Below are 19,500 nucleotides of genomic sequence, written 5' to 3'. Positions count from 1 at the left end.
GCTCAGTAGGATAGAGCACAGGATTCCTAGTATTTAATTGGGCGCCATGCTTGGAAACTACATGGTGGATTTGCTCAAATTCGGGGAACGCTCTGGCCTTATTCTTGAGGTCGTGCCAATCCCGAGCCAAGCTTCCTAACACAGGAAGAAGGTGTAGAGACTGTACGGGCAACACCTTAGTCATATGACTGTGGTGAAGAGACAGTCCAGACCACAAACAAGCACGCTAGCCGTGCTCGGCGGCGAAAGCCGAAGTGGTACGAATCCTGGGGCCGAAGGTTCGAATCCTTCCGTGGACACCACTTATTCTAAAATATCCCAGAAAACAGCCACTTTTTACTCTAATTTGACAATTCTGGGTTTAATTTAACCGTCGCAAACTCGACACGACGCTGTTCACCCTACATTTCCGAAACAATACAAAATTTCTGTAAATTACATGTATTTTTATCTTACCGGGTCACAGCAGCGCCCAATACATGCCGTTTTGTGCCATAATTCACAAACACACGATCGAACGCTGCTCAAACAACCGCTTTTAATCGCGGCGATCCCGAATTTTAACGTAAGCGATAGCAGCATGTTCCGCACAATAAGGCTTACCCGAAAGCGGGCGCGCACCACAGAAGTGAAAACCCGGCGTTCCTGGATCTCCAAAAGGCCAGCAGCATGAAGGCCCACGCCGTACAGGGCGGTCAATCGCCGGAGCCATACGCGGCGCCCCAGAATGTCCAACGACAGACGACAAAGCGCGCTTTGGCTCTTCATCCTTGGCCGGAATGACCGGCCCAGCCTTCTGCTTCTCCGCCCCTGGCTGCGCAGCACTCTGCGCCACAGCCTCTATTTTCTTGGAAACATTACCCGGGGCTGCTGCAATATTTTTCTGCGGCTGAGGCACCTTCACGGCATCAGATGGCGCAGCCACCTTTGCCGAAACTTTAGCAGCCGGCTTTTTATCAGCCTCCGCCAAAAGCGATCCCTGCTCCGAAGCCGCAGCCTTAGGCTTCGCCTTGGAGCGCGTCGGTGGCTTACGCTTAGGAACCTCTACCGTGCCATCCGCCGCAATAACAGGCTTCCGATTACGGATCGGTGACGGACGGGGGGGCAACCCAAGACGATGCGCTTTGCCAACAACCGCATTCTTGGTAATTTCTAACTGACGTCCGATCTCAGCCGTTGAAAGACCCTGATCCCACAATTCACGAAGTCTGGCGATCGTCTCGTCCGTCCAGTCCATAAATCGGCTTCCCTTGTCCCGAATTAACACCCGCACCCCCGGCAAACCTTTCGCCGCTTAAGTCAGGCATCTCCGCACACCACACTCATATCTCTAGCAGAAACTTCCCCAAAGGTCGAAGTCACTGCCTAAGACACACTCTTACCCAACCCTATTCTCATACATCATGTCCAGAGGCAGGCTTGGAAAAACTCTCTATTTCAAAGGGGCGAAGAACAACACGCCCTTCCACAACAGCCAAAGCAATCTCCCCCTTTACCAAAGCAAGCGCATCGATGCCAAAAAGCTCTTTGCGCCACCCTTTTAACGGAGACACCTCTTTTTCGCCTATGGCGATACGGTCCAAATCATCAGCCGTCGCAACAAGTTTTGGTGCTACACCGTGTTCTTCACATTTTGCCGCCAGCAATACACGCAGCATCGCTACCAAAGCCGAAGAAGGGCGCGGCTTATCGGATTTGGATGCAGGCTTCGGCAGTGCATCTTCGGGCAAGTCTAGCCCAATGCCTACAGCATCCAGAAGCCCCGCCCCCATACGCCCTTCTGCAAAACCGCGCGTCACTCCACGCACACGGCTTAAGGCATCAGCATCGGTCGGGCGGATCGCCGCAATTTCCAGCAAGCTTTCATCACGGATCAAACGCTGCCGAGGAATGTTCGCTTCTTGGGCTGCGCCTTCACGCCACGCCGCCACTTCACGCAGCACACCCAACATCCGTCGATTACTGGTGCGAGCCTTTAATTTTTCCCACAACCGCCGAGGGTCCGGCCGAAAGGTTTTTTCTTCTGTCAGAACAGCTTGCTCAGCATCAGCCCAGCGCAAACGCCCTTCTTCTTTCAGTTGGGCGTGCAAGCTTTCATACACGACGCGTAAATACGTCACATCGGCTGCTGCGTAGGCAATTTGTGCGGGCGTTAATGGCCGTGCAGACCAATCACTAAAGCGATGCGCTTTATCGATAGCTTTACCGGTAATGGACCCAACCAAGCTGTCATAACCAACCTGATCGCCAAATCCAGCCACCATGGCCGCAACCTGCGTATCAAAAATTGACCGAGGCAGACGGTCAAATAAATGCAGGAAAATTTCTAAATCCTGCCGCGCTGCATGAAAAACCTTAATACAGTCCGGCGCATCCAGAAGCTCCGCCAAAGGCGTCAAATCCAAGCCCGGCGCTAAGGTATCAATGAGAACAACATCATCTATACCGCCTAACTGGACAAGACACAGCTCCGGCCAATACGTTTTCTCACGCACGAATTCTGTATCAATCGTGACGTAAGGCTCCTGGCGGAGCTTAGCGCAAATCTGCGCGACATCGTCCGTCGTCGTCAGCAGAACGGGGGCAGGAAAATCAAACTTTTTCGCACACATGCCGCCACCCTACACGAACGAAAGCTGCCTGACTACGCGACTCTGCTCATATCTTTAAACTGGCTCCTACCCTTTCACACGGCACGAGCCAGACCATCTGATCAAATCAGATGGATTTTTCAACCCATGCCTTCAACTGGCTCTTTGGCATCGCACCAAGCTGCTGCGCTACCGGCTTACCATCTTTGAAGACAATCAATGTCGGGATGCTACGAACGCCAAATTGCGTCGGTGCTTCTGGGTTCGAGTCAATATTGACCTTAGCCACCTTCACACGCCCTTGGAATTCTGCACCAATTTCTTCCAGCGCAGGCGCAATCATTTTGCACGGGCCACACCATTCCGCCCAAAAATCAACCAGAACGGGACCTTCTGCCTTCAATACGTCTTGCTCGAAGCTGCTATCGGTCACTGCTACCGTGTTCGCGCTCATGCTTTTCTTCCTTGTCCTAAGGCCATTTATTTTTACAGGACTGATATTGTCCTGTTCCAAACATCATGCAAGCCCCTCTTGCCAAACACTCTCCAACAAGGATTGGGGCAAAACATGAACCTGCGCCCCCTCCGTCCACACCAGAACACAGCGTATCGCAGCGTTAGGATAAAGCTGGGCTAAAACATCTCGATACGCCGCCATCTGCCTCACATACGCAATCGGCGTACGCTCAACCCGCGATGGCGGCATACGGTTTGTTTTGTAATCACATACCCAAACTTCATCAGGACCAACCCACAAACGGTCCACCTGCCCTAAAACAACACGCCCACGACTTACCCCTGATATAGGCTGCTCTGCACGGCTGCCATGCAGAAAAAGCGGCGCCAAACGAGCATCATCCAACACCGCCAAGACTTGCTGTACCACATGATCAATCTCACCGGCCTCCAACCCTAAAGCAGCCCGCCCCAACCACTGCGCAGCCACATCCGACCGTTCCACCGGGGCAACATCTGGCAAAAGCTGCAAAAGACGGTGGATCATCGTCCCCCGCCGCATAGCCTGACGCCGCACTTGCACAGCCTCACCAATACTCTGCACAGTTTTACGCCGCGCCAAATGCTCCAGAGGAGACCGTACCGCCACTTGCGGTCCATACTCTGCCCCATCAGGACGGCTTGGCGCTAAGGGGCGCGTCATAGCATCTTCACGCTCTGCTGGCGTTGCCACCCAGTACGGCGCGCGCCCCATCCATGCAGGCACAACAGGCGCGCTCACCGCCTCATGCGAAGGTGATGCAGGCACGACCCGGTCATCCGAGCCATCACTCTGCTCATCCAGCACCCAACGTTCACCACCCCACGGCAAATCATCACAGGATTCTTTCCGTGCACGTTCACCCAACGCTTCGAAACCTGCCTCACACTGCCGATACCAACTCGTCTCCGGTATACCCTTCTTGGGCATGGCCCCACACACCACCAGCCAATCGCTGGCCCGTGTCAGCGCCACATATAACAACCGATTACGCTCCGCCTCCGCCCGCGCTTTCTGCTCATCCGCCAGCACAGACGATGCCCGCACCGCCGCATCCACCCGTGGCACCATCAGCGGCAATTCAACGCCCTCTGCCTCAGACCAATACAGATTTTCCGTTTTTTGCCCCGAAGCCACAGTATCCGGCATCACAACCAAGCGCGCCTGTAAGCCTTTAGAGCCATGCACGGTCATCACGCGCACAGCATCGCCGCCGCTTTCAGCCTCACGCTTAGATTCAATGTTACTTGCCTCCAGCCAGTGCAAAAACCCCTGCAAAGACGGTGGATGCAAACCCTCATACCGCAGCGCCGCACTGAGCAATTCATCCACTGGTTCGACCGCTTCTTCACCCAAACGCTGCAACAGCCGCGCCCGCCCGCTATACTGCCCCAACGCCTCCGACAGGAGCCGATACGGAGTGGCATAATCCACACGCGTATAAAGCCCTGACAACATGCGCCATGCGGCCCGCCAGTCTTCACGCTCCTGATGCCGCCCCCGCAGGACCGTCCATAACGGCTGTCCCCCTTTGCCCAGCGCCGGGCCGCGTCCATCCTTCGTCGCTAAAGCCATCAAAGACTCATCCGTCAGGCCGCCCAAAGGCGAGGTCAGCACAGAGGCCAGCATCAAATCATCCTGCGGAAGCAATAAAGCTGCACACAAGGTCATCAAGTCACGGACCGCAACCGTCTCCGTCAGCCCAACGCGCACCATTGTAGCAACGGGAACATTCTTCCCTTTCAACGAACGAATAAGCGCCCGCAAAAATGACGAACGACGCGGCACCAAAATCAGGATTTCTCCGGCCTTCAGCGGCGCCTTACCCGGCTGCGGTGAGCGGCCTATCTGCTGGGCAACCCATGCCCCCAAACTCTCAGCCAAACGCTGCTGCGCACTCCTCTGACCATAATTGCGCGAGGGCGGCTCCCATGATGAGGGTGCCTCAACCTCTCCGTCACTCTCATCATCCACAGGAACCAAAGGCCATAACTCAACGCGCCCCCCCTCCCCAGAACGCGCAGAAATATGCGGAAGCAACGTGCTGTCTTCACCTTCACGCAGCCCCTTCGCAGCATCTGGCAGCGAAAACACAACATCCACAAAGTTCAGAACTGGCGCGACAGAGCGGAACGACACATTCAATTCCGGGTCCCGCCACAACAGCCCCGCAGCCCTCACCCGCCGTGCAAATTCACCGCGCCAATAATGGAACTGATCCGGATCAGCCCCTTGGAAGCCATAAATCGACTGTTTGTAATCCCCCACGGCAAAAATCGTTCGCGGACGCAGCCCTGCATCTCGCGCTGCCTCACCCGCAAAGAATTCAGATGTTAACGCCCCCGCAATCTCCCACTGAACGCCTGAATTATCTTGCACTTCATCCAGCAGAAGATGATCAATCCCGCCATCTAATTTATACAAAACCCACGCGGCACCGGGATCATCGAGCAAATTCCGCGTCTCTCGGATCAGGTCCCCATAATCCACCAACCCACGCGCAGCCTTCCCGTCCCGAAAGCCCTGCAAAATCGACGTAGCCAACGCCATAATCGCCTGATTAATCGCTGACAGGGCCACCGCACGCATACGTTCAGACAGCGCAACCAAACGCTGCGCTTCACGGTCCAAACGAGCTTCCAACTCCGGCGCAGAAAGCTTTACCTTTGCACCCACCAAATGGCTCCACTTTGCGCGGATCTCACCTTTTTGCGTTAGGAAATGCGTTTGCCAATCCGCCGTCGAACGATCTTCCGGATAGCTCCCTAACCACCCCAAAGCATCGTTAAGCTTCTTCTTCGCCGCATCAGAGGACGCATCATAAATCGTGTTAAATTCACGCCGAAACGCATCCGCCTCAGGCGGAGCTTTAATCATCGCCTCCAGTTCTTCCACACTCTCAGAACCAGCCTCAACCGCGGCATTATAGAACTGCTTCAACCGCTCCGGCTGCGCCGCTAAGGCCGCCAGCAAAGGCTCCAGACGGTTCCCCGCATTATTCAGCGTTTGGAGCGTTTTGAAAAAAACTTCTAAACCAATATTCCCCGCCAGTTCCGCCACACGCTGCGGAGAACGCGCCAACTCATCCTCCATCGCCGCACGCAACGCCATGAGCGTGTCCGTCTCTTCCATCAGGTCAAAATGTGGATCAATGGAGGCTTCCAAAGGAAAACGTCGCAGCAAAGATTGGCAAAAGGCATGGATGGTCTCAATCCGTAACCCACCCGGCAGGTCGAGAACCTTTAGGAACAACCCCCGCGCCGCGGCCCGCGTTTCCGGCAAATTCGGCACGGACAACCCCGCCAATTCCGCCCCCAACGCATCATCGGACAAAGACACCCACGCACCCAGCTTCGCCTGCAAACGATGCGCCATTTCCGCCGCCGCAGCTTTCGTATAGGTCAAGCACACAATACGCGACGGATTTGCGCCCTCCACCACGACAGACACACCATCTGGCCCATTCACCTCCAGCGGCAGCATCAAACGCAACAAACGGTCAATAAGCAGCTTTGTCTTACCTGACCCCGCAGAGGCCGACACAAACACAGATGCCATCGGGTCAGAGGCCAAGCTTTGCGTTTTATTCGCCTGCGCTTTTGCTGCCGCAGCAGTATGGTGCTCTACCGTCATCCCGGTCATGCCTCAGCCCCTTCATCATCCTGTGAGGCCGCTTTCCACTCCGGCACCCGTGCCAATAAGGCATAATCCGTATAACGCATCTCCTTGCCCGCCCATGGCTCAGAACGATACGCTTGTTGCGGGTCTTCATACTTCACAATCAAACTGCGCAATTGATCCATAACGTTCGAAATCAAATCCTGCGGCGTAACCTTACTCTTTGCACTCGGCACGCGCTTTTCTTCCCCCGGCTTCGCATTACCGCTCAAATGCCAGTATAAAAGCGCCTTCGTTTCCGCAACCGGCACTTTAGAAAACGCCCCAGCCGCCAATAACGCCCCTTCCAACACCAGTTGGATGGACCAACCTTCCTCAACACTCGTGCCCGATGGCGGTGTCCCGGTTTTATAGTCAAACACCGTCGCACCACTTTCCGCGTCAATATCGACCCGATCCGCACGGCCTGTCACAGCAAAGGGCCCCAGCTCCGTCATTAACTGATACAGAGCATCAACCTCCACATAGCGCGCTGCCCCCGGCTCAACGGAACGGCGCTCCTTTTCCTGCTCTGACACCCACTCCGCAATACGCATCAGGCGCGGTCGCCACCAATTCGCCAAAGCAGGCCGGACAGCCGCCTTATCAAGCGCCGTCAAGAAAGCCTGCCGAACATACGTTAAAGCATTATCCGGCCAATTTTGCGGAAACTGCTTCAGCACATCTTCCATGGCATCATGCACAATCATACCAAAATCCGCATGCTCCACCCCTTCTTCAAGCGGCGGCAAAGCCCGTAATTTCAAAATATGCTTGGCATAAATAGAATACGGATCCAGCTTTAAGGTCTCGATATCCGTAATGCTCAGTTTGCGCGGCCTTAAAGCCACCGGTGGGCGCGGCATTGGCGGCGCCAAAAGCGTTACATATTCCGCAGGCTGATGGTCCAACTCCGCTTGCCACCCCAGCGCATCATGCACAGGCAAAGTCTGGCCGCGCCCTTTCAAAAACGCCTCCATCCGCACCAACCAGCGCGCGGGCGTGCCAGGGGCCCCATCGCGCCGCACAGCATTGGAAAAGACAACCTCGCCCCCCGCCAAAATGGCAGAGACAAAATCATGCGCACTAATACCCGTCTGACGCTCTGGCGGGGCCAACCCAACCCGCGCGCGCATCGGGCGACTCAGCCACGGCCCAGAATCCGCTGCGGGCGGCCAAACCGTCTCATTCAACCCACCCAACACCACGACATCAAACGCCTGCAACCGCGCTTCCAGAACACCAAGGATCGACACACGCGGATGCGCCAATTCTTCGCCACCACGGTACGCGCGCGCACCCGTCAGTGTCTCACCCGATAACGCTGTATTCAGAAAGGAGTCCAAATGCCCCAGACGCTGCGGCGGCAACAGCGCCGTATGCTCCATCAACCCCGCCAAGTGCTGGGCCAAGGCCTCGCCTTCTTCCCCCACCCACAGGCGAGAGGCCCCATCATCTGACGCTTTAATCTCAGCACCCATATCGGGCGCTTCCACAGCAGCCAGGGCCTCCGCAGACTGGATCAACGCCCCCAAAAGCTCCGGCAATGGTACCGTGCCTGTAATCTCCAAAAGCGGTGCCAAACACTGCTCCAAACGCTCCACAAACCCGAGCGGACCTTCCGCAACATCCGGCGCATCCGCACTCAAACCGGGGTCACGCTCCAACCGTTCTTGATCCAGCGCATGAAGGGCCGCACGCAACCCTGCAATCCCCGGCACAGGCGCCGGCCCACGTAACACCAACCGCTCCAAACGCCGGGCCGATGCACGACACACACCGGGCGACTGCCCCATAGCGGCCAATGGATGCTTCACCATCGCCAATAGCGCCACGGGTGAGAGTTCTGCCTCCACCGCCTGCGCGATCAGACGCAGAAACACCGCTTGCGGCGCCTCCGCCAAACTCATACCCGCACTATCATCTGCCACCACGCCAAAACGCTGTAGCTCTGTCCCAACACGGCGCGCCAAACTCCGATCCGGGGTAATCAAAGCCGCCGTTTTCCCCGACACTTCCACCGCATCACGCAACACCAGCGCAATCGCCTGCGCCTCCTGCTGCTGATCCTGCGCGGGCAAACGATACAACCCCGTCACATCACGCGGCGTCAGATCCTGCCCCCACACAGCAATGCCACGCTCCGGCAGCATCACATCACGCATCACCGCTTCACGTACACGTTGCCGGGCACCACCTGCCGATACAGCAAAACCCCATTCCTCAACATCACCACGCGCCACACCCAGCGTATCAATAATCTCTCTCAAACCCGCCTGTGGATGCGCCGGCGGCAACGCCTCCCACAATTCTTCATCCAACGCCAAATCGACACCCGGCAACACCACACAGCCTTGAGGCATACGCGCCACCGCCGCCAACACATCCACAACTGCCGCAGAACCATCCGCAAACCCGACCGCCCAAACCGGCGTTTGTGGCGGCTGCTCATCCCATAATACCGCCTGCGCCTTCAAACGCGCCACCTGCCGGGCTACCGGGTTCATCAACCCCGCTTCCTGCAACCATTGCGGCCAAACAGAAGTCACAATGTCCAAAAATTTAAGTGTTTGCTGCCAATGCTCAGAAAACTGCTCTTCCACAGCCTCCGGCAGAGAGGTCGCCAGATCAACGCCTGAACGCTCGGCCTCATCCATTAACTCGGCCAAAGCCTTGGCCAAAGGCCACGCCCGATCAATGCCCTTGGTACGGTCCATGCCAAGACTGACAATCGGCGTCTGTAAAATCAAATAAGACAACACTGCCAAACGCTGCTGCTTATCCACCGCAGGCGGTAACTCCGCCTCCACACCGCCTGACAGCCCTAACCCGCTCTCATCCACGTCATTCATCGCCACAACACGCGGCAATAACGCAGCCTGACCGTCCAAAACGCGCAAAAAAGCTTCCATGAGTGCACGCCCCGCACGGCGGCTTGGCACAAGAATCAGCCCCGGCCCAGCATCTCCCGCCACGCTATGCCCCGGCTGATCATGCCCTGACTGACCACACCTTGACTGAGCGTGGTGCCCTCCCCCTGAACCGCCAACATCCTGCGCGAGCCACTCCCGCACAACACGGTCCAAAAAGGGCAAGCCCGGCGCCACACTCACAATTGTCACGATACTTAAACCCCCAGCCCCATCAAACGCGCATCAGACCACCCAACAAGAGAGACCTCACGCTCATCATCAGTTCCCCCTTGCTCCAAGGTCAGATGAAGCGCGCCATCCGGCAATAGATCTTCAGCCCGCTCCGGCCACTCCACCAACATGATGCCTTCACATGCGGCATCCCAGTCGAGTTCATCCAGCGCATCAGGCCCTTCCAAACGCCATAAATCATAATGAAACACCGGACCACGCGGCGTGTCGTAAGTCAGCAAAATGGGAAAACTCGGGCTCGGCACATCCAACGCAGCATCCCCTGTCAACGCACGGAGAAACGCCCGGGCAAATGTACTTTTGCCCATGCCGTAAGACCCATTCAAAGCAATGCAATCTCCCGGCACGCACAAAGCGGCCAAAGAAATACCCAAAGCTTCCGTCTCGGACTGATTTTTAAGAAATAAACGCATTCTCTACTTGTGCCGCCTCCAGATACTTTACGGCAAGGACCTTCTTTCAAACTATGTCATATTTCAAAGAAACACCGCCCTTATTTAATCTTTGTCACCCGCCCTATTCCGCTCTATCGCTATACGTCTATCGGCAACCCTTGAGAGGATACTCATCTCATGCTGAAGCGCTTCTTCACCCATTCATGCGCTGCTCTCGCTCTCTGCTGCGCCACTCTTTTCTATGCACCAGCATATGCTGCGGATGAAGGCTCCCCCGTAGGGTTCTGGCAATCCACGGATGAACACACCAATACACCGAAAGCCATCATCCAAATCTATAAGAACGCTGACGGCAGCCTCTCAGGGAAAATTGTTAAAAAACTCGTCCCAGCAGGCGGCGATACATGCGGCAACTGCAAAGGCCCCTTGCATAATGCCCCTTTCGTCGGCCTCCCTATTTTGTCCGACATGAAAGCCGTTAAAAACACATGGGAGGGCGGCTCCATTATCGATCCCGCCAACGGCCAGACTTATCATTGCCATATGCAGCTTTTTCACGACAAAATGCTCGAAGTCCGCGGTTATGTCGGCATGCCTATGTTCGGCCGTAGCCAAATCTGGAAACGCGTTTCCGCGCCATAAATACCGCTCACACGGCTCAAGGCTATGCCACATACACAAACAGGCATAGCCTCACTCAACGACAAGACACACCACTCCTAACGTGCTGACATCCACCACATACAGACTAGCCGCGCTCTTTATCCCACGTGGCACCCAATAATGCCCCCCACCGCGCCATAATCGCTCCTTCTTGGAACGCAAGCGCACGCTGCTTTACCGCCACAGCCATGTCGACACGCCGCTCCCCGTCACGCATCAACGCGGCCAAACTCTCCGCAAGCGCTGACACATCCTCCGGCGGAACCAATAACCCCGACACACCCTGCTCAACAATTTCCGCCGGCCCCGTCACACAATCAAACGACACAATCGGCACACCCGCAGCCGCCGCTTCAAGCAAAACCATCGGCAGCCCTTCATAGCGCGAAGAACACACATACAGCGCAGCCCGCGCATAATCCTGCGCGATCCCCTCCGTCGCGGGCGCTAGTACCACACGCGGTAGACCTTCCATTTGCTCCATCAATGCTGCTTTGTCCGGCCCATCCCCTCGGATCAACAAAGACCACTCCGCCGCTTCATCACGCTCAACCAACTGCGCCCATGCCTGCAACAAAAGATCATATCCCTTTTGCTCCGTCAGACGACCAGCCGTCAGTATCATGCGAGATTCTGAGTCATACTTATCCACTCGGACGGGCGGCGCCATATTCGGTACCACCGTCACACAAGCTTTAGGTGCGGCGTGACATTGCCATAATGCGGCATCAGCCTCCGTCAAAACCACAACATCATCCGCCCAACGCGCAGCAACCTTACGTCCCCACGCACGCTTCCGACGGTTCAATGTCACCGTATAATTAAAATGTTCCCACACCACGCAGCGCACACCCGCCAAACGCGCAGCCGCAACACCATAAAGAGCGTGAGTCGCCTCCACCACCACCAATGTTTCGATAGCGTTCTCACGTAAATACCGTGCCAACCGCCGCACAATACTGAACCATGCATTAAAAATTTTCACAGGGCGCTCAAACAGAGAGGTCACCGCCACCGAAGATTCGAGCGGATACGTCGAATCCCCCCGCCCCACCAATTCGATCAAATGAACCACCTCACCCCTTCGGGCGAGACCATTCATCACGGCACAGGCTGAACGCTCTGTTCCACCAAGGGCATTAATATGCTGAATTACAAAGGCACAACGCATACCCCCATCTACCCCATCACGCGTAAAACGCCTATGACGGAAGACATGACGACAGCATCTCAAACCCTCCATACCGACGTCGCCATCGTCGGCGCAGGCCCCACGGCCCTGTTTGCCGCTTTCGAATGCGGCATGCTGAAACTGCAAAGCGTACTGATCGACGCCCTCGATAGCGTCGGTGGCCAATGCGCAGCGCTCTATCCGGAAAAGCCGATTTATGACATCCCGGCTCACCCCGCGATCGAAGGTGGCGCGTTAATTGAAGCGCTTGAGCAACAAATTGCGCCCTTCAACGTGCCACGCCTCCTTGGCTCACGCGTTGAATCCCTCACCGGCACACGCGGGCACTTCACGCTTAAAACAGGTCGTGGCGATACCATTCACGCCAAAGCCGTGATCATCGCAGCAGGTGCAGGCGCATTCGGCCCCAACCGCCCCCCCTTGGCCGATCTTGAGGCATTTGAGCGCACAGGCTCCGTCCAGTATTACGTCAAAAAGCGTGCCGATTTCGCAGGCAAGCGCATCGTCGTAGCCGGCGGTGGTGACTCTGCTCTCGACTGGGCCTTGTCCCTCTCGGACATCGCAGAACACGTCTATCTCCTGCACCGCCGTGACCGCTTCCGTGGCGCACCAGAAACCCTCTCACGCATCGAAGCACAAATCAGCGCCGGTAAGATCGAAAAAGTCGTGCCTTACCAACTCCATGCCCTGCATGGTGATAATGGCCAACTGAGCGCCGTTGAAGTCTCCACCATGTCCGGAGAAACACGCAAGCTAGAAGCCGATACGCTCCTGCCCTTCTATGGCCTGTCCACCGATCTCGGCCCCGTCGCCCTTTGGGGGATCGACACGCAGCGCAACACAATTCCCGTTGCACCAGCATCGCTTGAGACCAGCACACCCGGCATTTTTGCCATCGGGGACGTTGCCACCTATCCCGGCAAGCTGAAACTTATTCTCCAAGGCTTCTCGGAAGGCGCGATGGCAGCACACGCCATCCACCCCATCGTGCACCCGGAAACAGCCCTGCACTTTGAATACTCCACCAGCAAGGGCACCCCTGGCTGATCAATTTTTTTAGCATTTAGTCAGAAAATGAGCCCGGCCAACTCTTGTTGTGCCGGGCTTTTTTATCACACACCGTACCCAAACACGCTTTGACACGGGGACTAGACAACCCACCCTCATGGTGCTGATCTTCACGACATCAAAACGAGTCGATATAACCGGGCCACATTTTAGTTCGGTTTCGGATCGATTAGAGAGGCAGACATGAAGATCATCATTCTGGGCGCAGGTGTTATCGGCGTCACCACCGCATGGTATTTGGCCCAAGAAGGCCATGAGGTCGAAGTAATTGACCGTCAACCAGGCGTCGGTTTGGAAACATCCTTCGCGAATGCTGGCCAGATTTCTCCGGGCTACTCCACGCCGTGGGCCATGCCGGGCCTGCCCCTCAAAGCGGCCAAGTGGATGATGAGCCGCCACAGCCCCCTCGTCGTCCGCCCTCGTATCGACACGGATATGTTCCGCTTCATGGGCGAACTTCTCGCCAACTGCACGGAAAAAGCCTACGATATCAATAAAGGCCGCATGCTGCGCATCGCAGAATACGCACGTGACCGGATGGACACCCTGCGTGCCGAAACCGGCATCACCTATGACGGCGAGCAAAAAGGCCTGATCCAACTTTTCCGTACCGCAGCACAGGTTGAGCACGCCGCCGAAGACATGCGCCTGCTTTCAGAGAGCGGCATTGACCATAAACTCTTAAACGTCGATGAAATCATCGCACGTGAACCCGGCTTGGCCCATGCCCGCCAACGCCTCCAAGGCGGCCTCTACCTCCCCGGCGATCAAACCGGTGATGCCCACCTCTTCACCCGTCGCCTCGCCGCAATGGCCGCCGAAAAAGGCGTCAAGTTCCGCCTCTCCACACGCATTGAGGCCATTGAAGCCGCCAATGACAGCATTCTCGGCGTCCGCACCAGCGCTGGCCGCCTCACCGCTGACCGCTACATCCTCGCGCTCGGCAGCTATTCCGCACGCTTCCTCAAACCACTCGAACTGCGCCTGCCCATCTACCCGGTGAAGGGCTACTCCCTCACCATGCCTATCACGGATGAAAGCCGCGCCCCCACCTCCACCGTGAATGACGAAACCTATAAAGTCGCCATCACGCGCCTCGGGGACCGCATCCGCATCGGCGGCACAGCCGAACTCACAGGATACCGTTTACGCCTCAGCCCAGACCGCCGCGAAACGCTGGAGCTGTCCTTTAACGAAATGTATGGCGGCGGTGACCTCTCCTCCGCGCAATACTGGACCGGCCTGCGCCCCTGCACCCCCGATGGCACCCCCATCGTCGGCCGTGCACCGCGCTATAAAAACCTCTGGCTTAACACCGGCCACGGCACCCTCGGCTGGACCATGGCCGCGGGCTCCGGCAAAATCGTCTCCGATCAAATTTCGGGCCGCGAGACCGAAATCCCATCTCTGGACCTCTCGCTAGATCGTTATAAATAAACACTCATGGTTTGCTTATGAAGCCCTCGTAAGCAAACCACTCCATTACGGACTACGCGGGTGAATATTCTCCAAAACTTTATCCGCCATATAACTCACCGCCTCACGCGCATCCGTAGCACCATCCGTATTATATAACGCCGCTAACAAAGCCTTATCATACGGCGTCATATACCCTGTCGGACCTTGTAAAACGGGGCCATTATTCCCCCCTAACAACGTCATATCATCATAATGTGCAGACAGGTTTGGCCCCATATACGCAACGAGAGCGATAAGGTCAGACAGCATACCCCACGGCTCATCTTTAATCCGATTAATATCCACGATAATGATCGAGAGCGTAAAATCCCGCCGTGCCGTATCATGCAACATGGAAGGATCATCTTCCTGCACAGCCTGTATCGGACCCCAAGGGGTCGATATCGTTAAAGGCGGCATATTATCATGACTTCTCAAAGTCGTAGACGTCAACCAGCGCACCGCCCGACTTTTTAAAAACGCATTTTTCTCATCATCTGTCGGTTCATCCAGCGTCTCCTTAAATTGCGGATCTGCATCGTACCCCCTAAACATCGAAGGGTTTTGCTGCTCTATCTGACGTGCCACGTCATCAGACTGATCAGTAAACAGTATCAAAACATTCCCGACCGAACAGGTATCACTCACATTCAGCGATAAATCTTGCCCGACACTCTTCATTTTATGAATAATAGAATCTTTAAACGTATCATTAAGACCAAAAACATTCAGGCAAACATGGCTGCTCCACTTAGGGATATGCCCAACCCGCTGAACATAAATTTCTTTCGTGATATTCTTCTCAAGAACAGTCGAGTTTACACCATGCACGACTATATTTTCTTGCCCACCAGCCCAACACAGGGTCGGGAAAAGCCCTAAAATAATGCCTATCTTTCGAAGAAATTTTTTTATATCAAACACTACCCCAAAAGGCGAAATAAGCATGAAATTAAGTCGTATCTTTCAATTAATTGAAATAGAATAAAATAGAAAAATAAATTCATAATACATTATAATTATCTGCACATTTATTCGGATAGAATCATGCCATTACACTCCAAAACATATCTCGAACTCACATGCTCAAACTGCAATCACAGGCGTTTCAGCACCCAATACGGAGATGTCTATAGGTTTTCAAAAACGTGCACATCATGCAAATCACGCGACATCACCACCAAAACCGTTAGCCGCTCTTATATTCTTACAAAAAATCCGAGCTTTTTTATTTTCCCACAAAAACCGTTTTAAACTCTTTCTCTCACTATAATGACCCACACAAGCTGGCCATGCCCTTTTATGAAGCAAGAACACTTCATCTCACCATGAGCATCGCTGACAGTGAATCATAAGTAGGCGGCTTACATAACACCACGCGGGCCCATTATAACCGCACGCCAATACCCACTACGCGCCTTTAATCTCACAGCGCCGAACCATCTGGGAACCCTTCACACGCAAGCCAAAAGCATGCCCCGCCGCAATGCTCACGAAGCCATGCATGACATCCTCACAAACGCACACCAAAACGCGGCCCCAACCACGTAACACCCGTATAAAGAACCACGGTCAGCGCACAGCCTAGAAACAGCGACAGCCAGAACCCGACACCACTGCGCAGTAAAAATGGAATAACCAAAAACATCGGCAAAGATGGCAGCACGTACCAAAATGTCGCCCCAGCATGAGCCGCCATATTGTCTACATCAGGCTTCTCAAGCCAAAGCCAAATCATGCCCATTACAGACACTAACGGCAAAGACGCGACCAAAGCCCCAATACCGGGATAACGTTTCGCCAAAGTCGAGGCCAAAGCAATCAGCACACCTGAAATCGCCGCCTTAAGAAAAAATTGAATACTCATACCACCCCCAAAACAAAACCGCCCCACGGGAAGCCCATGGAGCGGTTTCGTCAACTCATTAAAACGGGTCCGGCCCCAAAAGGAGCCGGTGTTCCATGGATTAGAAATCCATGTCACCCATGCCGCCCATGCCACCAGCAGGAGCAGCCGGAGCCTTCTTCTCTGGACGCTCAGCAACCATAGCTTCCGTCGTGATCAACAGACCACCAACAGATGCTGCGGCTTCCAGAGCCGTACGCACAACCTTGGTCGGGTCGATAATACCCGTAGCAACAAGGTCCTTGTACTCAGCGTTCTGAGCGTCAAAGCCGAAGTGATACGTATCGTTCTCAAGAACCTTACCAGCAATGACCGCACCGTCTTCACCAGCGTTCTCAGCGATCTGACGCAGAGGAGCTTGCAGAGCACGACGAACAATCTCACCGCCAATGCGCTGATCATCGTTCGCGAACTCAAGACCCTTCAGAGCCAGAGATGCACGTGCCAGAGCCGTACCACCGCCCGGAACGATACCTTCTTCAACAGCTGCACGCGTTGCATGCAGAGCATCGTCCACGCGGTCCTTACGTTCCTTCACCTCAACCTCGGTGCTACCACCGACGCGGATAACGGCAACGCCACCAGCCAGCTTAGCAAGACGCTCTTGCAGCTTTTCACGGTCGTAGTCCGAAGTTGTTTCTTCGATCTGCGCACGGATCTGGTTGCAACGGCCCTTGATGTCGTCAGCAGCGCCAACGCCCTCAACGATCGTGGTGTTTTCCTTCTCGATGTGAACCTTCTTAGCGCGGCCCAGCATGTCGAGGGTAACAGATTCCAGCTTAATGCCGATATCTTCAGAAATAACTTGACCACCCGTCAGGATCGCGATGTCTTCCAGCATCGCCTTACGACGATCACCAAAGCCCGGAGCCTTAACAGCAGCAATCTTCAGACCGCCACGCAGCTTGTTCACAACCAGCGTTGCCAGTGCTTCGCCGTCAACGTCTTCAGCGATGATCATCAGCGGACGACCGGACTGAACAACGCTTTCCAGCAGTGGCAGCATTGGCTGCAGTGAGGACAGCTTCTTTTCGTGAATCAGGATGAAAGGCTCATCCAGATCAGCCGTCATCTTTTCAGAGTTCGTCACGAAGTATGGTGAGATATAACCGCGATCGAACTGCATGCCCTCAACAACGTCGAGTTCCGTGTGCAGGCCCTTCGCTTCTTCAACCGTGATCACGCCTTCTGAGCCGACCTTCTGCATCGCAGAAGAAATCATCTCACCGACTTCCGTCTCACCATTTGCAGAGATCGTGCCAACTTGCGCGATTTCAGCCGGGGACGTCATCTTACGCGTGTTGCTTTGCAGTTCAGCAACAACCACACCAACAGCCTTGTCGATGCCGCGCTTCAGGTCCATCGGGTTCATGCCCGCTGCAACAGCCTTCACACCTTCACGGATGATCGCCTGTGCCAGAACCGTTGACGTCGTCGTGCCGTCACCAGCCTTGTCGTTCGTCTTGGAAGCAACTTCACGCACCATCTGCGCGCCCATGTTCTCGAACTTGTCAGCCAGTTCGATTTCCTTGGCGACAGATACACCGTCCTTCGTGATGCGCGGTGCGCCGAAGCTCTTATCGAGAACAACGTTACGACCCTTCGGGCCCAGCGTTACCTTGACAGCGTTTGCAAGAATATCAACGCCACGCAGCATGCGGTCACGTGCGTCGGCACCGAACTTTACGTCCTTAGCAGCCATTTAACTTACTCCAATGTGAGGTTTTATATGAAAGCAAAAATGGGGCCGGCAATTAGCCGATCACACCCATGATGTCGCTTTCCTTCATGATCAACAGGTCTTCACCGTCGATCTTCACCTCAGTGCCGGACCACTTACCGAACAGCACCTTGTCACCAGCCTTAACATCCAGAGCCACAATTTGACCCTGTTCGTTACGTGCACCCGGGCCAGCAGAAACGACTTCACCTTCGGTCGGCTTGTCTTGTGCGGTGTCCGGAATGATGATGCCACCAACGGTCTTTTCTGCGCTGGTCAGGCGACGAACCACAACACGGTCGTGCAGGGGACGAAATGTCGTCATGGATCTCTCCAGTTTAAGCCACGCCCTAAAAAGAAGCGACGTGACAGGTTACGCGCTCAATAATAGCAGCGCTGTTAGCACTCCCCATTGAGGAGTGCCAAAGAGATAGTATTTCCTCCCTAAAAAGTCAAGATGACGCCCCCTCAGAGTCGTCTCGCTTTTTGCCATCCAGCATCTTAGAAAAACGTTCTTTTTCTAAGGCAGACTGCTGTTTTGCACCTCGACTACGCCCATAAAATAAACGATTGGCGTCAGCTTTTTTCACATCTTCTTCACGTAAACGCCGCTTCCGCTCCCGGCGCAGATTCACCACATTTGTCATAGCCTCAATCCATTTACCTTACCGCCCCAACTTGCAGGTTCCACTCACCCGCACCACCTACCTTACTGGAACCCACATAAGCCTTATCAGAAAGAGTGTATTCACCATGGATAATATTGCTGGAAAAGTCGTCCTCATCACCGGCGGCAGCAGCGGCCTTGGCGAAGCGACCGCGCGTCACCTTGCCGAACAAGGCGCACGTGTCGCTCTCGCCGCACGCCGCCGTGACAAACTCGACACTATTGTGAACGATCTCACAGCAAAAGGCCTAGATGCCCGCGCCTACACGCTGGATGTCACAAGCCGCGAAGCCGTGCAAACGACAGTCGATAGCGTCGTTGCAGACTTCGGAAAATTAGATGTTATCATCAATAATGCTGGCCTCATGGCCATTGCCCCTATGGCCAACACATTGGTCGATGAATGGGACCGCATGATTGATATTAATATCAAAGGCGTTCTCTACGGCATCGCTGCAGCATTACCGATCTTCACCAAGCAGCAGAGCGGTCACATCATCAACCTCTCATCCGTTGCTGGCAT

Annotated in this window: 16 protein-coding genes; 4 read left to right on the top strand and 12 right to left on the bottom strand. The window is 55.0% G+C overall.

Translation table 11 applies throughout. The features are described from left to right. Window positions 1-538: 538 nt before the first annotated feature. The 6 genes from NTH01S_RS07150 to tsaE form a co-directional block, all read right to left on the bottom strand. Entirely contained in the window at window positions 539-1,237 is a 699-nt protein-coding gene (locus NTH01S_RS07150) for a GcrA family cell cycle regulator (RefSeq protein ID WP_068171661.1), read from the bottom strand. A 157-nt stretch (window positions 1,238-1,394) separates the two neighbouring features. Further along, window positions 1,395-2,612: a ribonuclease D gene (gene rnd, locus NTH01S_RS07145; RefSeq protein WP_068171658.1), complete on the bottom strand. Its 1,218-nt coding sequence runs from the start codon at window positions 2,610-2,612 to the stop codon at window positions 1,395-1,397. 106 nt (window positions 2,613-2,718) lie between these two features. Then, window positions 2,719-3,045, bottom strand: coding sequence for a thioredoxin TrxA (gene trxA / locus NTH01S_RS07140; protein ID WP_068171654.1), 327 nt, complete (start codon window positions 3,043-3,045; stop codon window positions 2,719-2,721). A gap of 63 nt (window positions 3,046-3,108) precedes the next feature. Further along, on the bottom strand, window positions 3,109-6,729 hold the full coding sequence (gene addA, locus NTH01S_RS07135) for a double-strand break repair helicase AddA (RefSeq protein ID WP_068171652.1): 3,621 nt from the start codon (window positions 6,727-6,729) through the stop codon (window positions 3,109-3,111). Beyond that, window positions 6,726-9,866: a double-strand break repair protein AddB gene (addB, locus tag NTH01S_RS07130; protein ID WP_068171649.1), complete on the bottom strand. Its 3,141-nt coding sequence runs from the start codon at window positions 9,864-9,866 to the stop codon at window positions 6,726-6,728. The genes addA and addB overlap by 4 nt, the downstream gene beginning before the upstream one ends. A 5-nt stretch (window positions 9,867-9,871) precedes the next feature. Next, window positions 9,872-10,321 carry a tRNA (adenosine(37)-N6)-threonylcarbamoyltransferase complex ATPase subunit type 1 TsaE gene (gene tsaE / locus NTH01S_RS07125; RefSeq protein ID WP_068171647.1) on the bottom strand — a complete coding sequence of 150 codons (450 nt, stop codon included), beginning with the start codon at window positions 10,319-10,321 and terminating at the stop codon, window positions 9,872-9,874. A gap of 159 nt (window positions 10,322-10,480) precedes the next feature. Here tsaE and NTH01S_RS07120 point away from each other — a divergent pair, with 159 nt between their 5' ends. After that, the gene (locus tag NTH01S_RS07120) at window positions 10,481-10,945 is read left to right on the top strand and encodes a DUF2147 domain-containing protein (RefSeq protein ID WP_068171644.1); all 465 of its coding nucleotides are present in this window, start codon (window positions 10,481-10,483) and stop codon (window positions 10,943-10,945) included. A gap of 106 nt (window positions 10,946-11,051) precedes the next feature. Here NTH01S_RS07120 and NTH01S_RS07115 read toward each other — a convergent pair whose 3' ends face one another. Continuing rightward, window positions 11,052-12,137 (bottom strand): glycosyltransferase family 4 protein, encoded by a 1,086-nt coding sequence (locus NTH01S_RS07115; protein ID WP_068171641.1) that lies wholly within the window; start codon window positions 12,135-12,137, stop codon window positions 11,052-11,054. 45 nt (window positions 12,138-12,182) lie between these two features. On the opposite strand from NTH01S_RS07115, the gene NTH01S_RS07110 reads away from it, so the two are divergent. Together NTH01S_RS07110 and NTH01S_RS07105 are read left to right on the top strand one after the other, a co-directional pair. Continuing rightward, complete coding sequence (locus NTH01S_RS07110) at window positions 12,183-13,205, top strand: NAD(P)/FAD-dependent oxidoreductase (RefSeq protein ID WP_068171807.1); 1,023 nt, start codon at window positions 12,183-12,185, stop codon at window positions 13,203-13,205. 204 nt (window positions 13,206-13,409) lie between these two features. Continuing rightward, on the top strand, window positions 13,410-14,663 hold the full coding sequence (locus NTH01S_RS07105; RefSeq protein ID WP_068171637.1) for a D-amino acid dehydrogenase: 1,254 nt from the start codon (window positions 13,410-13,412) through the stop codon (window positions 14,661-14,663). A gap of 45 nt (window positions 14,664-14,708) precedes the next feature. Here NTH01S_RS07105 and NTH01S_RS07100 read toward each other — a convergent pair whose 3' ends face one another. From NTH01S_RS07100 to NTH01S_RS07080, 5 genes are all read right to left on the bottom strand, one after another. Continuing rightward, entirely contained in the window at window positions 14,709-15,515 is an 807-nt protein-coding gene (locus tag NTH01S_RS07100) for a hypothetical protein (protein ID WP_157070903.1), read from the bottom strand. Window positions 15,516-16,197: 682 nt separating this feature from the next. Then, the gene (locus tag NTH01S_RS07095; protein ID WP_068171802.1) at window positions 16,198-16,551 is read right to left on the bottom strand and encodes a DUF3147 family protein; all 354 of its coding nucleotides are present in this window, start codon (window positions 16,549-16,551) and stop codon (window positions 16,198-16,200) included. A 100-nt stretch (window positions 16,552-16,651) separates the two neighbouring features. Continuing rightward, the gene (gene groL / locus NTH01S_RS07090; protein ID WP_068171631.1) at window positions 16,652-18,292 is read right to left on the bottom strand and encodes a chaperonin GroEL; all 1,641 of its coding nucleotides are present in this window, start codon (window positions 18,290-18,292) and stop codon (window positions 16,652-16,654) included. Between the two features lie 52 nt (window positions 18,293-18,344). Further along, the gene (locus NTH01S_RS07085; protein ID WP_068171628.1) at window positions 18,345-18,635 is read right to left on the bottom strand and encodes a co-chaperone GroES; all 291 of its coding nucleotides are present in this window, start codon (window positions 18,633-18,635) and stop codon (window positions 18,345-18,347) included. 127 nt (window positions 18,636-18,762) lie between these two features. Next, the gene (locus tag NTH01S_RS07080; protein ID WP_068171624.1) at window positions 18,763-18,957 is read right to left on the bottom strand and encodes a DUF4169 family protein; all 195 of its coding nucleotides are present in this window, start codon (window positions 18,955-18,957) and stop codon (window positions 18,763-18,765) included. Between the two features lie 106 nt (window positions 18,958-19,063). Here NTH01S_RS07080 and NTH01S_RS07070 point away from each other — a divergent pair. Then, window positions 19,064-19,500 (top strand): SDR family oxidoreductase (locus tag NTH01S_RS07070; protein ID WP_157070902.1); only part of this gene is annotated, 437 nt, incomplete at its 3' end.

It is taken from the genome of Neokomagataea thailandica NBRC 106555 (genome assembly GCF_001598495.1).
GTDB lineage: Bacteria > Pseudomonadota > Alphaproteobacteria > Acetobacterales > Acetobacteraceae > Gluconobacter > Gluconobacter thailandicus_A.
This window is presented reverse-complemented; position numbering and strand designations above follow the sequence as displayed.